General features: G+C 53.0%; 18 protein-coding genes. 8 read left to right on the top strand and 10 right to left on the bottom strand.

All coding sequences use genetic code 11. From position 1 onward, the window contains the following. Positions 1-8 precede the first annotated feature (8 nt). Positions 9-389: a RidA family protein gene (locus K7G70_RS01515; RefSeq protein ID WP_223786825.1), complete on the bottom strand. Its 381-nt coding sequence runs from the start codon at positions 387-389 to the stop codon at positions 9-11. Positions 390-503: 114 nt separating this feature from the next. Between K7G70_RS01515 and K7G70_RS01520 the strand changes: the two genes are divergently transcribed. After that, positions 504-1211 (top strand): PepSY domain-containing protein, encoded by a 708-nt coding sequence (locus tag K7G70_RS01520; protein ID WP_223786826.1) that lies wholly within the window; start codon positions 504-506, stop codon positions 1209-1211. A gap of 46 nt (positions 1212-1257) precedes the next feature. Beyond that, positions 1258-1608, top strand: coding sequence for a hypothetical protein (locus tag K7G70_RS01525; protein WP_223786827.1), 351 nt, complete (start codon positions 1258-1260; stop codon positions 1606-1608). Between the two features lie 66 nt (positions 1609-1674). Here K7G70_RS01525 and K7G70_RS01530 read toward each other — a convergent pair whose 3' ends face one another. Further along, a complete protein-coding gene (locus K7G70_RS01530) occupies positions 1675-3408 on the bottom strand; it encodes a vWA domain-containing protein (protein WP_223786828.1) in 1734 nt (577 codons plus the stop codon). A gap of 236 nt (positions 3409-3644) precedes the next feature. On the opposite strand from K7G70_RS01530, the gene K7G70_RS01535 reads away from it, so the two are divergent. The 6 genes from K7G70_RS01535 to K7G70_RS01560 all read left to right on the top strand — a co-directional run bounded on the left by K7G70_RS01535 (position 3645) and on the right by K7G70_RS01560 (position 10662). Further along, positions 3645-4313, top strand: coding sequence for an OmpW/AlkL family protein (locus K7G70_RS01535; RefSeq protein ID WP_223786829.1), 669 nt, complete (start codon positions 3645-3647; stop codon positions 4311-4313). 130 nt (positions 4314-4443) lie between these two features. Continuing rightward, positions 4444-5046: a TetR/AcrR family transcriptional regulator gene (locus K7G70_RS01540; RefSeq protein ID WP_223786830.1), complete on the top strand. Its 603-nt coding sequence runs from the start codon at positions 4444-4446 to the stop codon at positions 5044-5046. A gap of 60 nt (positions 5047-5106) precedes the next feature. Then, positions 5107-8271: an outer membrane lipoprotein-sorting protein gene (locus K7G70_RS01545; RefSeq protein WP_223786831.1), complete on the top strand. Its 3165-nt coding sequence runs from the start codon at positions 5107-5109 to the stop codon at positions 8269-8271. 93 nt (positions 8272-8364) lie between these two features. Next, entirely contained in the window at positions 8365-9537 is a 1173-nt protein-coding gene (locus K7G70_RS01550) for a hypothetical protein (protein WP_223786832.1), read from the top strand. Positions 9538-9791: 254 nt separating this feature from the next. Continuing rightward, on the top strand, positions 9792-10415 hold the full coding sequence (locus tag K7G70_RS01555; RefSeq protein WP_223786833.1) for a BON domain-containing protein: 624 nt from the start codon (positions 9792-9794) through the stop codon (positions 10413-10415). A gap of 88 nt (positions 10416-10503) precedes the next feature. After that, complete coding sequence (locus tag K7G70_RS01560; protein ID WP_223786834.1) at positions 10504-10662, top strand: DUF1328 domain-containing protein; 159 nt, start codon at positions 10504-10506, stop codon at positions 10660-10662. 60 nt (positions 10663-10722) lie between these two features. Here the strand turns inward: K7G70_RS01560 and K7G70_RS01565 are convergent, their stop codons facing one another. The 8 genes from K7G70_RS01565 to K7G70_RS01600 form a co-directional block, all read right to left on the bottom strand. Beyond that, positions 10723-11511, bottom strand: a complete 789-nt coding sequence (locus K7G70_RS01565) for an oxygen-binding di-iron domain-containing protein (RefSeq protein WP_223786835.1) — start codon at positions 11509-11511, stop codon at positions 10723-10725. Positions 11512-11577: 66 nt separating this feature from the next. After that, positions 11578-13392, bottom strand: coding sequence for a cation:proton antiporter (locus tag K7G70_RS01570; protein ID WP_223786836.1), 1815 nt, complete (start codon positions 13390-13392; stop codon positions 11578-11580). Continuing rightward, positions 13389-14204 (bottom strand): TerC family protein, encoded by an 816-nt coding sequence (locus K7G70_RS01575; RefSeq protein ID WP_223786837.1) that lies wholly within the window; start codon positions 14202-14204, stop codon positions 13389-13391. Before K7G70_RS01575 ends, K7G70_RS01570 begins: the two co-directional genes overlap by 4 nt. A gap of 69 nt (positions 14205-14273) precedes the next feature. Beyond that, a complete protein-coding gene (locus K7G70_RS01580) occupies positions 14274-15134 on the bottom strand; it encodes a DMT family transporter (RefSeq protein ID WP_223786838.1) in 861 nt (286 codons plus the stop codon). Then, positions 15131-15934 (bottom strand): cyclase family protein, encoded by an 804-nt coding sequence (locus K7G70_RS01585; protein WP_223786839.1) that lies wholly within the window; start codon positions 15932-15934, stop codon positions 15131-15133. The genes K7G70_RS01580 and K7G70_RS01585 overlap by 4 nt, the downstream gene beginning before the upstream one ends. Continuing rightward, positions 15934-16944, bottom strand: coding sequence for an amidohydrolase family protein (locus K7G70_RS01590; RefSeq protein WP_223786840.1), 1011 nt, complete (start codon positions 16942-16944; stop codon positions 15934-15936). The genes K7G70_RS01585 and K7G70_RS01590 overlap by 1 nt, the downstream gene beginning before the upstream one ends. Beyond that, positions 16944-17486, bottom strand: coding sequence for a 3-hydroxyanthranilate 3,4-dioxygenase (locus tag K7G70_RS01595; RefSeq protein ID WP_223786841.1), 543 nt, complete (start codon positions 17484-17486; stop codon positions 16944-16946). Before K7G70_RS01595 ends, K7G70_RS01590 begins: the two co-directional genes overlap by 1 nt. Continuing rightward, positions 17483-17920 carry a RidA family protein gene (locus tag K7G70_RS01600; RefSeq protein ID WP_223786842.1) on the bottom strand — a complete coding sequence of 146 codons (438 nt, stop codon included), beginning with the start codon at positions 17918-17920 and terminating at the stop codon, positions 17483-17485. The genes K7G70_RS01595 and K7G70_RS01600 overlap by 4 nt, the downstream gene beginning before the upstream one ends. Between the last annotated feature and the right edge of the window lie 56 nt (positions 17921-17976).

The raw sequence follows: 17976 nt of genomic DNA on the forward strand, positions 1-17976 counted from the left end.
TTGTGGCTTCAGGCCGGTAACCGCGCGGTCACTTCGATTTCTATTTTCATCTTGTCATCCAACAAACCCACCACCATCATGGTGGCTGCCGGGCGGCTGTCGCTGAGGTATTGACGCAGCACTGGGGCACAGCGGGCGAAATCGTCTTTGTCAGGCAGCAAGTAATGGATTCGCACCACATCGTGCAAACCGCAGCCGGCCGCTGACAAAGCAAGTTTGATGTTTTCAAAGCATTGTTCGGTTTGTGTAACGACGTCTTCGCTGATGGTCATGGTCGCATAATCGTAGCCGGTGGTGCCTGAGACAAACACATATTGGCCATCAATCACGGCCCGGGAATACGCGTACTCGGCTTCGAAGGCTGAACCGCTGGAGATTTGTTTTTTCATGGCTGTGCCTGATTTGAGTTGGCCTCATTAAACCACCTTTGTGGTTGTTCGGGCACTTTTTTTGCCAGTCTCAGGGCCATGCATTACAATGCGGCTTTTGTCTTGGAGCATCCCATGCGTCCACAATTGTTGTTTCGAAAAATTCACCGTTGGCTTGGTTTGATCCTGGGCCTGCAAATCCTGCTGTGGTTCCTCAGCGGCTTTTTCATGAGCTGGATGCCGATTGAGCAGGTGCGAGGCAGTCATTTGTGGCAACCGGCCCAGAGCAGCCCTTTGCCTGCGGTCACCATCGATGGGGCCAAGGTCCAGGCCGCGATTCCTGAATCGGTGCAATCCATGGTGGTCAAAACTTGGTTGCAACGGCCGGTGATTGAAGCCACCACGGCGCATGGAACTTGGTTGTTGGATGCCCAAAACCATGCCTTGATCACACCCCTGAATGAACAACAGGCCAGGGCGGTGGTGGCCGAACGCTTGCGCCCACCGTTACAGATCCTGGCGGTCCAATGGTTGGATGAGGTGCCTGCTGAAGCCCGGGGCCGTCAAGCGCCGTTGTGGCAAGTGCAGTTGTCAGGACCGGAAAATCCACGGGTTTATGTTTCGCCCAGCACCGGTGACATCGTCGCCACCCGCACTGACCGCTGGCGCTGGTTTGACTTTTTGTGGATGCTGCACATCATGGACTATGATGAGCGGGAAGATTTCAACCACCCCTTGTTGTACCTCACCGCCGGTTCTGCCTTGCTGTTCACCTTGAGCGGGGTGGTGTTGTTGGTTTTTTCATTCCGCAACCGACAACGCCGACGACAAGCCACTTCTTGATGGCTTTGTGGTATCCTGATTTCAACCATTAAAAAGGGGATCTCACATGAAACATGTTTATTTACTGGGCCTGTTGTTGGGCCTGTCCAGTGCCGCCAATGCGCGACTCAGTTGTGATGAATTGGATGAGTTGGCCGCCAGTTTGGATGACTTGGCTGAAGCCATGTCCGTGGTGGATGACATTGGGGTCAATTCGACCTTGGATGGGGCCTTGGGTGACGTCACCGAAGCCTTATCGGTGGTGGCTGCGGTCGAAAATGACGCCCGCTTGACCCGCTGGATTGCCGATTTGAATCTGGCGTGGGAGGAGATGGAGCGGGAAGACTTCGAAGCCTCTTTGGATGACATCATAGATCGCCTGGATGAACTGGGCGAACGCGACTGCAGCGGTTGGTGATGATCACTTGATGAACCAGGCATCAGGGGGCCGTTCAACACCGCCCCCTGAAGGCACCAGCCTGGATCACTGCACGGTGATGGTTTGTTCAGCCAACACCAAACGTTTGCGGCCTTGCAACACATACCTGACTTTGTATTGACCTGCTTGCTCAGGCATCGTCAACTGGCCTTGTCCGGGGTTTTGTTCGGTGTAAAAGTAGGTGATCTCACCATACAGGGTGTGGCGATCGGCCGGCATCAAGTCAACATAATCGCCCTGGCGGTTGGGGCCAGTCCATTGCACCTGAATGGTGCTGCCAGGCGCCGCCGTGCCGGGCAGCGCCAAAATGGCGGGCACCGCAGTGACGGTGATCGGCTCACTGGCCAACACCTGGCGGTCTTTTGATCCTTGCATCACAAAGCGAATTTGGTACTCACCGGGTTCCACAGGCATCAATAATTCACCACTTTCCGGGTTGTGTTCTAAGTAAAAATAACTGATTTCACCGTAGGTGTGGGTGTACCCTTGTTTCACCACATCGATGTAGCCGCCTGCATTGTTTGGTCCGCTCCAATTGACCGTTATTTTGGCCGCCACTTCAGCCTGTGGTTGAAATGCCAAAGTCACCGCTGAGGCCTCAACTTCAACGGGAATGCGGTGCAGGATTTGGCGACCATCCGGCGCTTCCATTACATAGCGGACATCATATTTACCCGGTGCCGCGGGGGCATTGATGGTCCCAGTTGGACCCACATTGGTATAGAAGTAGCCCAATTCACCATAGGTTCGCTGATCACCTCGTTTCACCAAATCAACATAGTCACCATTGCGGTTGGGGCCTTGCCAAGTGACCTCAAAGGCGCTGGCCGCAGCCACTTTCGCCGGTGCCAATAACGACACATCACTGTCAACCACTTGCATTGGGGCCCGGGCCAAAATGTGTTTTTGCTTGGGGCCCTGCCAAATGTAGCGCAGCTCGTATTCTCCCACTTGCCCCGGGGCCCTCAGTTGCGCCGGACTGCCGGTGTTGGCCCATTGATAAGCCAACTCACCATAGACCCGATCATCACCCACCGGCACCACATCAATGTAGTCCTGCTCTCCGGCAGGTCCCGTCCATTTGACGGCAAAACCGGCACCAATGACCACCGGCTCGCTGGGCGACAGCACCTCAGCCGTGGGCAACTCAACCGTGGCCACCGGTTCTTCAGCGGCCAACACCACCTGCTGCAGTGCCTGATTCAGGCTCTGGGCATCGGCGGCAGGAAGGTAACGGCCACCGGTGATGTCGGCCATGCAAGACAGTTGTTTGCCTTGGTCGGCACTCAAACCAAAGCCCACCACATGGGCGGTGAAATCAACACCCAGTTGTTCCAATTCAGCCGCCACGGCACAAGGATCGCGGTCACAAGTTTCCACCCCATCGGTGATCAGCACCACCGTGGCTTGGTTCTCGGTGTATTTCAAAGAATCTGCCGCCATCACCACCGCTTGGCTCAGCGGGGTTTTGCCTTTGGGTTGCAGTTGCTGAACTTGGGCGGCAATGGCCTGGGCGGTGCCCGCGGCCGGCTCGACCAAGGTTTCGATGTCCGCACAATCGCCTTTGCGTCGGTGTCCATAAGCCATCAAGCCCACCGTTTGCTCGGCGGCAAAGCCTTGGCTGATGGTGCTGACCGCATCGCGGGCGATTTCGATTTTGGTGACGCCGTCAATTTGTCCCCACATGGACCCTGAGGCGTCAAACACCAATATGGTGTCGGGGTTGGCCCAAACGGCCGGCGTGGCCATTGCCAGGCAACAGAAGGTGATTTTTTTCATGGCATTGATCTCTGAATTGAAAGGCCACCATTGTGTCGCAACCGCCACCGATTCTCAACCGCCGGTGCGGCAAATGTGCGACAGGGCGCACTCCCAAACAGCGCCTGGTTCAAGTGGGGTTCAGTTTGCGCAGAACGTCTGCCAACAAGCCTGCTCAAACATCTTTTTGACTATTGTCAAACTCCTCAATTAACGGTTTTTTTACAATGCAGTTTTCACAACCAATGAGACCTATCATGAAAAAAATTCTGACCACCGCTTTGGCCCTGATGAGCTTGAATACCTTCGCTGTTGAACAAGGTGATTGGCTGTTGCACCTGCGGGTGATCAACGTCGGACCGAATGACGACAGTTCAGTGATTCGGGTGGATGGTACCGGCGTGGCCGGCACCGGCGTAAGGGTGGACGAAGGGCAGTCGCTGGACATCTCTTTGGGCTACATGTTCACCGACAAATGGGCGGTTGAACTGTTGGCGGACTTGAGCTCCAAACACGATGTGTCCGCCTATGGCCTGTCCAGCTTGGGCGTACCCGATGGCACCGACGTGGTGGAAGTCAACACCCTGCCACCCACCTTGTTCTTGCAATATCAATTCAACCCCACTGGCGACATCCGGCCTTATGCCGGGGTGGGTCTGAATTTCACCACCTTCTTGAATGACGAATTGACACCCGCGGCCAAAGAAGTGTTGGGTGCCAGCAACCTGAGCCTGGATAATTCGGTTGGATTGGCTGCCCAATTCGGCATTGATTGGGCCTTACAGAATAACTGGTCATTCAACATCGATGTGAAATACGCCAACATCGAAACCGAAGCCACTTTTGACACCGCCATCGGCCGGGCTTCGGTGGATGTGGACATCAACCCCATCGTGTTTGGCATTGGCTTCGGCAAAACATTCTGATCAACACACTCCCTTTATTTTTGTGCTTGGGCCCACCTTTGGGCCCTTTTTTTGGCCCTTTTATGACCAATTGGTCAAATAATTGATTTTTTTGTTGACCGAGCGGTCATAAATCAATACAATGCCCATCATGACAGTAGGCAGACCGCGCAAAATTGATCCAGACATCATCCTTGAGAACGCCATGCAGGTGTTCTGGGAAAAAGGCTATGAAGGCAGCAGCATGGCTGACATCATGCGCGCCACTGGTATGCACAAAGGCAGTCTGTATCAAACCTTTGGCGACAAAAAATCTTTGTTCATGGCCGCTTTGGAGCGGTATTTGGACGGCATGTTTGTCGAACAACAACAAATCATCAAAACCCATGACGACCCGACCGCTGCCATCCGAGCGGTGTTGTTTCACTTGTTGGAATACGCCCACATCAACGACCAGGGCGGGCAACAACAACGCGGTTGTATGGCGGTGAATTCCTTGGTAGACAGCGCCCCATACGACGATGACATCTGTCAGTTGTTGGAACAAAAGAAACAACGCATGATTGGTTCCATGGTGCAAGTGATTGAACAAATCCAAGCTGCCAACCCGCAACAGCTGACCCGTCCGGTGGAGGTGGTCACTGCCCTGATTGGGGTGGCCATGGAAGGTTTGAGCATCGAGATGAAAAACAACATGGATCCGGATATGGCCAAAGCCGTGCTGGATCAACAGTTACAATTACTGGGCATCTGATTTTTTTTGCCTATTTTTTGACCGATTGGTCATAAACAACTACACAAAAAGAGGTATCACATGAGCCGTTATTTCCAAGCCATTGATCGATTTGCCAGCCAACTGGCCCAATTCACCACCAGCCACCGCTTGTGGGTCCTCATGATCAGCCTGATGCTGGTGATGTTGGCCGGTTCAGGCGGCCGCTTTTTGGATTTCTCCACCGATTACCGCGACTTCTTTTCGGAGTCCAACCCTGAATTGCAAGCCTTTGATGACTTGCAAAACACCTACAGCAAAAACGACAACATCCTGTTTGTGTTGAAACCCAAGTCCCAGCAGGTGTTCAGCAACGACACTTTGGCGGCGGTGGAATGGTTGACCGAAGCTTCCTGGCAGATCCCCTACACCCAGCGGGTCGATTCATTGTCCAACTTCCAACACACCCGCGGGGTGGATGACGATTTGATCGTGGAAGACTTGGTGACCGACGCCCGCAGTCTGAGCGCTGAACAACTGGACGCCATCGAACAGGTGGCGCTGCACGAACCCCTGATCCATCGGCAACTGGTCAACGACAACCAACAACTCACGGCGGTGGTGGTGACCTTGAACTTCCCCCAACAAAATGTCCAAGAGGTGCCCGAAGCGGTGGCCGAAGCGCGGAGCTTGAAAGCCCAACTGCTGGAACAGCATCCCGAAATGGACGTGTACATCAGTGGTGTGGCCATGTTGAACAACGCCTTTGCCGAAGCCGGATTTGGTGACATGGGCAGCTTGGTGCCGCTGATGTTTTTGGTGATCATGCTGATGACCTGGGTCATCATGCGCTCATTCACCGCCACCCTGGCCACCTTGGTGGTGGTGATGCTGTCGTCCATGTTTGCCATGGGACTGGCCGGCTATTTTGGCATCAAACTGACCCCGATCGCCGGTTCTGCGCCGACCATCATCTTGACTTTGGCGATTGCCGACTCTTTGCACATCTTGATCACTTTGAAGAATTTGATGCGCGACGGCATGGAAAAATCACGAGCCATCATCGAAGCCGTGCGGGTCAATTTCTTGCCCGTTACCATCACCTCACTGACCACCATCATCGGCTTTTTGGCCTTGAATTTTTCAGATTCACCGCCGTTTTGGCATTTGGGCAACATCACCGCGATGGGCATTTTCGCAGCGTGGATCTTGTCCTTGACTTTGTTGCCGGTGTTGATCAGCTGGCTGCCTTTTCGGGTCAAACCACGGGCGGCTGACGACTTGACCCTGATGGATCGTTTGGGCCAGTTTGTGGTGCGTTACCCCAAACAATTGATCGCCGTGCTGGGCTTATCGACCCTGATCCTGATCAGCTTCATTCCACGCATTGAATTGAATGACCAATGGTCCGAATACTTTGATGATTCGATCCAATTCAGACAAGACACCGACGAAGTGGTCAAACATTTTGGCATTTATCCAGTGGAGTTTTCACTGCCAGCCAAAGGCCCCAATCAAATTGCCGATCCCGAATACCTGGCGCACTTGGAACGTTTCAGTGAATACCTCAAGCAACAAGAGCATGTGACCCATGTGTACGCCTTTTCCGACATCATCAAGCGCTTGAACAAGAACTTACACGCCGATGACCCGGACCATTATGCCATCCCTGACAACCATGAATTGGCCGCTCAATACCTGTTGTTGTATGAGATGTCTTTGCCGTTCGGTCTGGATTTGAACGACCGCGTGAACATCGACAAATCAGCCACGCGGGTCACCGCCACATTGGCCAACACCTCCACCGCTCAGACCAAAATCATGCTGGAAAACGCCCAACAGTGGATCCAAACCAACTTGCCTGACTACATGCACGCGACCTTACCCACCAGTGCCCAAGTGATGTTCACCTACATCGCCGAACGCAACGTCTTCAACATGGTTGGCGGCACCGTCGGCGCCATCGTGCTGATCTCGCTGATCTTGATGGTGTCATTGATGAGTTGGCGCCTGGGCTTGTTGAGTCTGATCCCCAATGGCTTGCCCATCTTGGCCACCTTTGGCACCTGGGCTCTGTTGGTGGGCGAAGTGGGCTTTTCGGTGGCCACCGTGGCTTCCATTTCACTGGGCATCATTGTTGATGACACGGTGCATTTTCTGTCCAAGTATGTGCGGGCGCGGAATGAAAAAGGCCTGGATGCCGCCGCCTCAGTCCAATATGCCTATCGCAATGTGGGTCTGGCCATTTTGGTCAACACCGCGATCCTCACCGTGGGCTTTTTGGTGCTGACCACATCGTCATTCAAAATCAATTTCGACATGGGCATGCTGACCGCCATCGCCATTGTCTTTGCTTTGTTGCTGGATTTCTTGCTGTTACCGGCTTTGCTGGTCTTTTTTGATCGCAAACCGGCCACCCAACCATCTGTTAACCCCTCTGGAGGAACCCCCATGAAACCCGTAAAAACCGCTGCCGCCATGGCCGCCGTGCTGCTGTTCAGCAGCTTCGGCTCGGTCGCCGCGCAAGACCTCAACCTGGAAAGTGCCGATCCGGTGCTCAAAGGCCACGCCATTTCGGCCCGTTCGGACCGCTCAGATCGCGGCTTTGCCGACAGTGAAGTGGACGTCACCATGGTGTTGAAGAACGCCGCCGGGCAGGAAACCGCCCGCTCCATGACCTTCACCACCTTGGAAGTCGCTGATGAAGACCTTGGCGACAAAAGCCTGGTGCTGTTCAACACCCCCAAAGACGTCGAGGGCACGGCATTGTTGTCCCACGCCAAGATGGTCAAACCCGATGACCAATGGTTGTTCTTGCCGGCCTTGAAACGGGTCAAACGCATTTCGTCGAAAAACAAATCAGGCCCTTTTGTGGGATCGGAGTTTGCCTTTGAAGACTTCACCGCCACCGAGTTGAACAAATATGATTACCTGTGGTTGCGCACCGAAGCCTGTGGCGATTTGGTCTGTGACGTGGTGCAACGCACACCCCGCTATGAGCATTCGGGCTACACCAAACAAATCGCCTGGATCGACCAAACCGATCACCAACTGCGCCAAGTCGAATTTTATGACCGCCGCGACAGCCTGTTGAAAACCCTCACGCTCAGCGATTACCGCAGTTACGATGGCATTTGGCGCAGCCACCGCCTGTCGATGTTGAACCACACCAATGGCAAAAGCACCGATTTGCACTATGGTGACTACACCTTCAAGGTCGGCTTGGGTGACCATGATTTTGTCAAAGGCAAACTGACCGAACTTTAATTCATCCTTTTTGTAATGAAAACCATGTCACTCCGATCCAATACCCACAGGGAATCACTCTTGGGATTTTATCCCTCTCCAAGAGTGGGCTTGATGTTGATCTTACTCACGCTCAGCTGTGTCCTCCCTGCACAGTCCGAGGAAGTTGATTTCTCGATTGATATTGGCCTGGAAACCAGGGGGTTCTTCGCGGACCCCTTGCTTTCTATCCAGGACCACGAATTCAATGCCTCTGTGTCGGTGCTGCCTGCATGGCAATGGCGCTCGGCAGACCGCAAACACCGCTTCAATGCCGCGATTTTCATGCGCTGGGACCAACAAGATGATGAACGCAGCCACCTGGATGTGCGGGAGTTGTATTGGTCCTACAGTGATCGGGCATGGACCACCACGGTGGGTATCAACAAAGTGTTCTGGGGTGTCACCGAGTCGGTGCACCTGGTCGACGTGATCAACCAAACCGATTTGGTTGAGGACTTGGATCAAGAAGACAAACTCGGCCAACCCATGCTGCAAATCAGTCGCCAACAAAACTGGGGGCGGTTGGATTTGTTCGTCTTACCGCATTTTCGTGAACGGACTTTCCCTGGTGCCAAGGGCCGTTTTGGCTTCGGGGTGCCAATCAGCGATGAGGCACTTTACGAATCTTCGGCCGAACAATCCCACACCGATGTGGCCTTGCGGTATTCGCACTATTTTGGTGACTTGGATGTCGGCTTGTATGGCTTTGTCGGCACCAACCGCGAACCCTTGTTGCTGCCCAGCGATGACGGCAGTCAATGGCAGCCTTATTACCAACAAATGAATCAGTTGGGGGTGGATTTACAATACACCACCGACGCCTGGCTGTGGAAACTGGAAGCCATCTTTCGCGACACCGAAACCGATCAATTTTGGGCCGCGGTGGGCGGTTTTGAATACACCTTCTACCAGATCAACGACGGCGCAGCCGACTTGGGGGTGCTGCTCGAATACCAATTCGATGACCGGGATCTGACCAGCGCCCCGACGCTGGCCGACAATGACTTATTTTTGGCCGCCCGTTGGGCCTTGAATGATGCCAAGGACAGCAGCGTGTTGGGCGGCTTCAGTCACGACCTCGACACCGGTTCCACCTTCATCAACATCGAAGCCGAAACCCGCCTGACCGATCACCTAACGGCTGACTTGCGGGTGCGGCTGTTCACCAACACCGACCCTGCAGACCCGGCCTTTGTGTTCAGTCGCAATGATTATGTGCAGCTGGGCCTGAATTGGTTTTTTTGACGCGATCAAGACACCACCAGGCTTTTTTTCAAGACGGTTGTCACGTTCAAGACCAGGTTCTCAAAATATATTGAATTTTTATATGGTTTCTTTTGAAACTAATAATATACAACAATATCAACAACATACACGTTGTTTATTTTTAACGTTAACGAAATGTTAACTTTTTTCAACGGCTTTTATTTTTGATTTGCTAAATTAGTGGCCATCGCATCACTCGGTGCGTGTTTATTAATAACTTTCAGGAGATTATTATGAAAACGAAAACAGACAAGTTATCAAAAGCCATTAAATCTACATTTTTAGCCGCGACTCTTGCTGTTTCATCCATGGCCACCGCAGGTGGTAATGACCAATACACCACTGATGAAAAGTTGAGAGACGCCTGGTTGGACGGTAAAGTCGAAACCGCGCTGTTGATCAACCGCCACTTGAACAATTTCACCATCGACACCGATGTGAAAAACAATGTGGCCTATTTATCAGGTACGGTGAATTCAGAAGTTGACCGCGAATTGGCGGCAGAGATTGCCCGTTCAATTGAAGGCGTGACTTCGGTGGACAATGACATCATCGTGAAAAAGCCTGAAGAGGCCACTGACGCTTTGCATGTCACCCATGAGCATGAGTCGGTTAAAACCAGAAGCTTTGGCACCTGGTACGACGATGCCACCACCACTGCATCCATTAAATCAGAATTGTTGTTTAATGACGACACATCAGGTTTAGATGTGAATGTTGACACTGCTTTTGGGGTGGTTACCTTGAACGGTGTTGTAGAAACTGCCGCTGAAAAAGACTTGATTGAGCAGATCGCGGAAAACACGCCTGGCGTGAAACAAGTGAACAGCGAAATCGAAGTTGACAGCAACTCATAAGCAGTCCATTCATGATCGGTGCGGGGCTGAGGTCCCGCACTTAGATTCTGATTTGATCCTTCACATCTGAACAACACGAGGTTTTATTATGTTAAATTGGGCACTGATCTTTTTAGTCATCGCTTTGGTTGCAGCCATCTTTGGTTTTGGCGGCATCGCCGGCACCGCTGCAGGCATTGCGAAAATCATTTTCTTTGTCTTTCTGGTCCTGATGATTTTGTCTTTTGCCAGACATGTCCTCAGCTAGATAACGGCAACAGCCTGAACATAAAACCTCACAATCGTGGGGTTTTTTTGTGCCAACAGTTCACGATGGTACGGCATAATCCTGTTGCTGTACGCGATCCACGCCACACTCCAAATCACTGATCCAATCCAAAAACTCACCAATCATGTTGGCACCTTTGAAGGCCAAGCCATGTTGCGGCACGATCATCTCGACATCCAGTTGTTTCACCATTCTGGCCCACAACCGGGTGGCTTTGTTAGAACACATGTAGCGCCGATGAAAGCCTTGCATCAAGGGGATGTGGGCGGCAAAATCAGTCACCAAGGCCGCCCCTGAATCATCACCGATGGAGGCACCCATATCGCCAGAAAACAATATTTTGCTGATGGGGTCATACAGTTGAAAGTTACCCACCGAATGCAAAAAGTGGGCGGGCAAAATGACCAACTCACTGTCACCAAATGGCAGGCGCATGCCCCGGTCAGGAATCGACACCACCCGGTCGTTGAAGTCGCCCACCTGCTTGTCCACATGCGCAGACAACAAATGGGGCAAGAACCGGTCCCACAGCTTGGACACCAACACCTGACAACCGCTGTTGATCATCCAGCGATCGATCGAGGCGATGATGTCCGGGTCCTGGTGAGACGCGAAAATGTAATTCAATTTTTTCGGGTTGATGTAGCGGGTGATGGCGATGTTCAACGGGATGTAGGTCAAATCACCACCGGGGTCCAACAACAAGGTGTGCTCGCCATGAACAATCAAAAACTGATTGGCTTGCACCCCCTGTCCAGTGACCAAATCGGTGAAGGCCAGGCAATAATGATCGCCGTGGCGATACAACACTTCGGGTTTTCCAGACATGGGTTTTCCCCCTTTGAGTAAACCCATATATTCGCACATGTACACAAACAATGTGCTTGATTGATGTCAAACTTGTGCGTTGTTCTCTTTGATCAGGCCAATCACTTTCCACCCAGCGGCCACTTGATCGCTGATTTCCGAATGGGTGAATACCTTCAGGGTCTTGCCGCCAGGTGATACCGCAAACATCGGAATGACCTGTTTGCCGTGTTTGGCCAAATAGTCTGTCACGGTGAATTCTTCGGTCAACAAGGTGGTTTTGATTTGCGCCCCTTGGCCCAACCAGCTGGCCAGTTTGGCATAGGTCACCTCTTTGCCAAACAAATGACGGGCCAGGCCTTCTTGGGCAACGCTGTGTTTTTCGCCTTTGCCCTTGTCCTCGCCTTTCAACACATAAATGTGGGCCCGACCAAATTCATTTTTGTAACGGGTGGCGGCCAACAGATTCAAATCTTGGTTCATGGAAACCGCCAACAGTTTGCCCACCCCGATCAAGTCGAGGTGTTGGTCGGCATGTTCTGACACCACATTGCCATAGTAGGTCTTGATGTCTTTCATGCGGGCTTCGCGGATGTAACGCCAATGTGAATCACTGACCATGCATTCAAAGCCATGGCTGTTCAAAGCCTGGGCAATGGCAATGGCCACCGGATTACTGCCGACCATCAAAATGCCTTTGGCTTCGCTGCTGGACACCCCCAACTTATTGGCCAAGATACCGGCAGTGGCGGATTGAAACACCACCGTGCCAATGATCACCATAAAAGTCAGTGACACCAACAAGGGGGCGTCGGCATAGCCTTGTTGTTCCAGTTTCAAGGCAAACAAAGCCGAGACTGCGGCGGCCACGATGCCCCGGGGGGCAATCCAGGACAGGATGATCTTTTCTTTCAAATCCAGTTCCGAACCCCAGGTGGAAATGAACACTTTCAGCGGTCTGGCGACAAATTGCACCACTAAAAAAAGAAAAATCGACAACCAACCGATCTGCATGAAAGCGTCCCAGTCCAGTCGCGCCGCCAGGATGATGAACAAGCCCGAGATCAACAACACCGTCAGACTTTCCTTGAAATTCAAGATGTCTTCAATCGGCGTGTTTTTGCTGTTGGCCAGCCACATGCCCATCACCGTCACGGTCAACAAACCGGACTCATGGGCCAAGAAGTCGGAAAACGCAAACACCGCAAACACCAAGGTCAGGGTGAACACATTGTGCAGGTATTCGGGCAGCCAATGGCGGCGCAAAATCAAGCCCAACAAGGCACCGGCCACCCCGCCCAACACACAGCCGATCAATAAGATCCAGCCAAAATCCAACAGCACTTCCAGTAAACCAGCCGCGCCACCTTGGGTGGAAATGATGAAATTGAACACCAACACCGCCAGCAAGGCGCCCAAGGGATCAATGACGATGCCTTCCCAGCGCAACACGTTGGCCACTTTTTTATTCAGTTTCAATATGCGCAACATCGGCACAATCACAGTCGGGCCGGTGACCACCACCAAAGAACCAAACAACAAAGACAGCTGCCAGGACAAATCGAGGAGGTAGCGGGTGGCCACGGCAATCACCAGCCAGGTGATCAACATGCCCACCGAAACCATGCGCCGCACCACCGATTCGAGGCCCCGAATCTGCGAAAAGTTCAGGGTCAAGGCCCCTTCAAACAGGATCACCGCCACCGCCAGCGACACCATTGGAAACAGCAGGTCACCAAAGATCAGGTCGGGATCGATCAAACCCGTAACCGGCTTGCCCAACACGATGCCCAACAACAGCAACAACAAAATCGAGGGCAGTTTCAGCCACCAAGCGGCCCATTGGGCCAAAGAGCCCAAAATGCCGATGATGGCCAATGCCAACATCAAATGTTCGGTCATGCTTTTTCCTTCAAGGTCTCAGACAGTTTGGGTGTTTTGGCGATTTTTATTCGGTTCAGCTTATTCGAGTACCGACCGCGCACGATTTCCGAAATGACCAAAATCACGATGACAAAATAGAACGTGGCTTTGCTCATTTGGGTGATTTCATGGCCAAAGAATTTCAGGTGGGCGATGTGGCCGCCCTCGGAAATCAACATCACACCGACGATGAACAGGATGAACAAACCCAAGATTTCATACATGCGATTGCGTTGCAAGAAATCGGCAATGGTGTCGGCCAACCACACCATCAACAAGGCGCCGATGATGATGGCGGTGGCCATCACCACGTAATTATCGGTCAAGGCCATGGCGCTGAGGATGGAATCAAAGGAAAACACCACATTCATGGTCACGATCAAGGTCAAAGCCATTCCGAATGAGGTCTTCTTGCTTTGCTCTTGATCGGCGTGCTCTTCCAACAGCATCATGTGCCAGATTTCTTTGGTCGCGGTGTAAATGATGAATGCCCCACCGAGCAGCACCACCACGGCACGCAGGTTGAACGAACCTTCGACCACCCCTTGCCAGGCCAAGGTGAACAACGGTTCGGTGAAATAACTGAGCAGTTTGAGCAGCAAGAACAACAAAATCAAGCGGAATCCGACCGCCATCCAAATCCCGGTCTTGCGCAATTTCGACTGCTTGTCCGGCTCGACCCGTTTGGATTCAATGATGATGTACAGCAGGTTGTCAAAACCCAGCACGGCTTGCAGCATGATCAACATGCCCAAGGTCAATAAATTCTCTATGGTGAACAATCCTTCCATTGTGACCCTCTTGATTGAAATGACTTCATTGTTAACTTTGGCCGGGGCTTTTTCAAGCAGAAATCTGCCTCAAGTTTTGGCAGGACCCACACGCAACACCAAATAGCTGCCACCCAGGACCAAGCCAGCGGCGATGGCCAGGCGCCAAGTCACCAATTCATGATTAAACAAGACGCCACCGATGGCCGCCAACACCGGCACCAACAACTGCAGGACCCCCGCTTGCAAGGTGTTCCAATGGGGCAACACCGCATACCAAATGGCGTAGCCCAAACCCGAGGTCAAAGCGCCTGAGGCCACCGCCAAACCCACGCCGGTGAGGCTCCAGGCGTTCGGGGTGAACTGCCACCAGCACAACAGCACCACCCACGGCAAAGACCACAAGAAATTGCGGCTGGTGTCCAACAGTGGCTGGGCCGAACTCCGCCCCAACAACGTGTATCCACCCCAGGCGATGCCGCTGAGCATCATCAACAAACCGGCGGCCAAGGTGGGGCTGCCCCAAGCGGGCAACAGCAAATACCCCAAACCCACAAAGGCCAACACCAAACCCAACCATTCTCCTGCAGCCGGTCGATGGCCTTGAATGAAACCGGCCATCAACAAAGTGAGTTGCACCGCAGCAAACAGAATCAGTGCGCCACTGCCGGTGTCCAGCACCCGATAGGCCACCGAAAAGGCCAACGCATAGACAAACAAAAACAAGGAACCGGCGAGGGTTGAGCTAGTGGGGCGGCGACACAACCGCTGGCGGTTGTTGGTTTTCAACAAACACAAGAATGTCAACATCACCGCTCCGGCCAGCAAACGAATGGCGGTGAAACCGGCGGCATCAATCAAGCCCCCGGCCAAGGCCCAACGGTTCAACACCGAGTTGCCAGCAAAGGCCAGCAAAGCCAATGCCGTGAGCAACCACAGACGGGGTTTCATCGCTGATTGGTGTCCAGGCGATACAGCAATGGATTGCTGGGCACGGCGTTGAGGTTCAAGCGGGGCAATTGCAGGTTCAACAAATAGGCACCGTCTTTGATCTCATTGGGCACATATACCATTTCGGTGATGGTTTTGTGCTTGAATTGCTCAGCCGTGGTCGCGTGTGACCCAGGCTCGATGTTCCAAAACAAACGGTGGTTGTTCAACACCCCATCATCATGCAACCGGTCCACCGAGGGCAGATCGACCAACAGGTGTTCAATGGCGGTTTCGTTGACCAACCAGTGCATCGCTTCATGGCTGAAAAAAGCCGGCTGAATGTCTTGCCCATAGCGGTGTGAAAGCTTGGCCTGGGTATTGGGTAAGGTCCTGATAATCAACGCTTTTACACCTGCATGTAAATTTTTCTTTACGGGTGTCAACTGGTATCGGCAGATCACTTTGTCACCCGGCTCCAAGGGCGGTGAATAGGTGTCCATGCTGACATGGCTGACCGGTTCCAGGGTCAGCAAATGGGCCAACATCAACGGTTGTTTCACCACCTCATGCGGCGGCACCAATTCATCAATCACGTGCGAAATGCTTTCGGTGTGGGTGCCGTTGCAATGGGGGTTGAAAGTCACCGATGGCGCGTTGCATGAACCGCCTTGGGTGGTGTCGCCAATGAAGCCGCCGGCTTGCATCGGTTCAGCATGGGCCATGGCGGCCCCAAAATGGTTCGGCTGTGGACCGCCGGCAAAGTCCATGGCAATGGCAATGGACGCCGGCGGGGTTTTGAAATCGATGCGTTGAGCCATCAGACAAACTGCGACCGGTCCAGCTGCAACCACTCCAGCGCGGTGCCGGCCAGCATGCGGGCTTTGGTCTCATCACTGTAGGGCATCGAGTGAATCAGTTTGCCCGGTTGCAACTCACCCAGAGGAAACGGGTAATCGGTGCCCAGCGCCAAGCGATCAGCGCCCATCAGCTTAACGATGTAATCCAGCACCCCGGGTTCATGCACCAAGGTGTCCAGGTATATTTGTTTCAGGTATTTGCGCGGGTTGTGCGGGTTGTCCACCGCCACCAGGTCCGGCCTGACTTCAAAGCCATGCTCAATGCGGCCAATGCTGGCCGGAAACCCGCCACCGCCGTGGGCAAAGGCGATGCGCAAATTGGGCAACCGTTCCAGCACCCCACCAAAAATCATCGAGCAAATGGCCAAAGAGGTTTCGGCCGGCATGCCCACCAACCAGGGCAACCAGTATTTTTCCATTTGCTTTTTGCCCACCATGTCCCACGGATGTACGAAAATGGCCGCACCCAGTTCTTCGGCAGCGGCAAACACATCAAACAATTCCGGGGCATTCAAATTCCAATCGTTCACATGTGAACCAATTTGCACGCCAGCCAAGCCCAATTCCTTGACACAGCGTTCCAATTCTTTGATCGCCAGGTCCGGCGCCTGCATCGGCAAGGTGCCCAAACCGACCAAACGGCGGGGGTCGGTGGCCACTTTTTGCGCCATGTCGTCATTCAAAAACCGCGACAAATCATGGGTGTCTTGGGGTTTGGCCCAATAACAAAACATCACCGGCACGGTCGACAACACCTGCACATGCACCCCGTGTTGGTCACATTCTTGCAGCCGCACATGCGGGTCCCAACAATTGGACTCAATGTCGCGAAAGTGCTTGCCGTCTTGCATCATGCGGGCACAACCGCAGCCGGTGTGCTCCAATTGCACGAAGCCACCGTACCCATAACGGTCACGCAAGTTGGGCCAGTTCTCAGGCAGGATGTGGGTGTGGATGTCGATGGTCAGCATCAAAGATCCAGCTTGTTGGTGGCTGGCATCACCGTGCCGCACCGGTCACAGGTGCGGGCATCTTCGTCACCAAAAAACCGCTCAAACACCGGAAAGAAATCTTTTTCGATGTCTTCCAGGGTGAAGTATTCTTCATACAATTTTTGGTTGCAGTTTTCACAGAACCACATCAAGCCATCTTTTTCATGCAGCAGTCGCTTGCGCTCCACCACCAAGCCAATGGAGTTGGCAAAGCGCACCGGCGAATGCGGCATCCGCGGTGGCAACAAAAACACTTCGCCAGCCTTGATGGGATAATCCACCACTTGGCCATTTTGTTGGGTTTTCAACAACATCTCACCTTCCAGCTGGTAAAAAAATTCCGGACCCTCATCATAATGGTAGTCGCGCCGGCCATTGGGCCCACCCACCACCATGACGATGAAGTCATCCTCTTCGAACACTTGTTTGTTACACACCGGCGGCTTGAGTTGATCGCGGTGGGCTTCGATCCAGCCCTTGAAATCAAACGGCGGCATGGGTTTGGCGTTGGTGGTTTTCATGCGGTTTCCCCAGTCTTGTCGTTGCTCATGTTGGCTATACATTTTAACTCAATGGCAATCGGCGTTGGCAGCTTGTTGATTTCCACCGTGGTGCGACACGGTTGGTTGCTGGCAAAATATTCGGTATAAACCCGGTTGTAGGTGGCAAAGTCATCGTCCATGTTGGTCAAAAACACCGTCACATCGACCAAATCATCCCAGCTCGCACCGCTGGCCTCCAGCACCAACCGCACGTTATCAAAGACACTGCGACATTGGGTTTCGATGCAATACGAGGTCACATTGCCCCCTTCATCCAACACCACCCCAGGAATGTCTTGGCTGCCTTTTTGCCGTGGACCCACCCCCGACAAAAACAACAAATTGCCCACTTGACGGGCATGCGGATACAACCCCACGGGATCGGGTGCTTGGTTGGCCATGACTTTTTTCATTTTTTGATTCTCTCGCTTGTGTTGTGCTGGACAATGAATGGCGCGGCATTCACAAT

It is taken from the genome of Marinicella meishanensis, from assembly GCF_019931145.1.
Classification (GTDB): Bacteria; Pseudomonadota; Gammaproteobacteria; order Xanthomonadales; family Marinicellaceae; genus Marinicella; species Marinicella meishanensis.

Bases quoted from the DNA above. Each gene is read 5' to 3' on its own strand.
- K7G70_RS01565 (WP_223786835.1), bottom strand. From the start codon at position 11,511: ATGTCTGGAAAACCCGAAGTGTTGTATCGCCACGGCGATCATTATTGC.
- K7G70_RS01545 (WP_223786831.1), top strand. From the start codon at position 5,107: ATGAGCCGTTATTTCCAAGCCATTGATCGATTTGCCAGCCAACTGGCC.
- K7G70_RS01550 (WP_223786832.1), top strand. From the start codon at position 8,365: ATGTTGATCTTACTCACGCTCAGCTGTGTCCTCCCTGCACAGTCCGAG.
- K7G70_RS01600 (WP_223786842.1), bottom strand. From the start codon at position 17,920: ATGAAAAAAGTCATGGCCAACCAAGCACCCGATCCCGTGGGGTTGTAT.
- K7G70_RS01555 (WP_223786833.1), top strand. From the start codon at position 9,792: ATGAAAACGAAAACAGACAAGTTATCAAAAGCCATTAAATCTACATTT.
- K7G70_RS01595 (WP_223786841.1), bottom strand. From the start codon at position 17,486: ATGAAAACCACCAACGCCAAACCCATGCCGCCGTTTGATTTCAAGGGC.
- K7G70_RS01570 (WP_223786836.1), bottom strand. From the start codon at position 13,392: ATGACCGAACATTTGATGTTGGCATTGGCCATCATCGGCATTTTGGGC.
- K7G70_RS01575 (WP_223786837.1), bottom strand. From the start codon at position 14,204: ATGGAAGGATTGTTCACCATAGAGAATTTATTGACCTTGGGCATGTTG.
- K7G70_RS01580 (WP_223786838.1), bottom strand. From the start codon at position 15,134: ATGAAACCCCGTCTGTGGTTGCTCACGGCATTGGCTTTGCTGGCCTTT.
- K7G70_RS01515 (WP_223786825.1), bottom strand. From the start codon at position 389: ATGAAAAAACAAATCTCCAGCGGTTCAGCCTTCGAAGCCGAGTACGCG.
- K7G70_RS01535 (WP_223786829.1), top strand. From the start codon at position 3,645: ATGAAAAAAATTCTGACCACCGCTTTGGCCCTGATGAGCTTGAATACC.
- K7G70_RS01530 (WP_223786828.1), bottom strand. From the start codon at position 3,408: ATGAAAAAAATCACCTTCTGTTGCCTGGCAATGGCCACGCCGGCCGTT.
- K7G70_RS01520 (WP_223786826.1), top strand. From the start codon at position 504: ATGCGTCCACAATTGTTGTTTCGAAAAATTCACCGTTGGCTTGGTTTG.
- K7G70_RS01585 (WP_223786839.1), bottom strand. From the start codon at position 15,934: ATGGCTCAACGCATCGATTTCAAAACCCCGCCGGCGTCCATTGCCATT.
- K7G70_RS01560 (WP_223786834.1), top strand. From the start codon at position 10,504: ATGTTAAATTGGGCACTGATCTTTTTAGTCATCGCTTTGGTTGCAGCC.
- K7G70_RS01540 (WP_223786830.1), top strand. From the start codon at position 4,444: ATGACAGTAGGCAGACCGCGCAAAATTGATCCAGACATCATCCTTGAG.
- K7G70_RS01590 (WP_223786840.1), bottom strand. From the start codon at position 16,944: ATGCTGACCATCGACATCCACACCCACATCCTGCCTGAGAACTGGCCC.
- K7G70_RS01525 (WP_223786827.1), top strand. From the start codon at position 1,258: ATGAAACATGTTTATTTACTGGGCCTGTTGTTGGGCCTGTCCAGTGCC.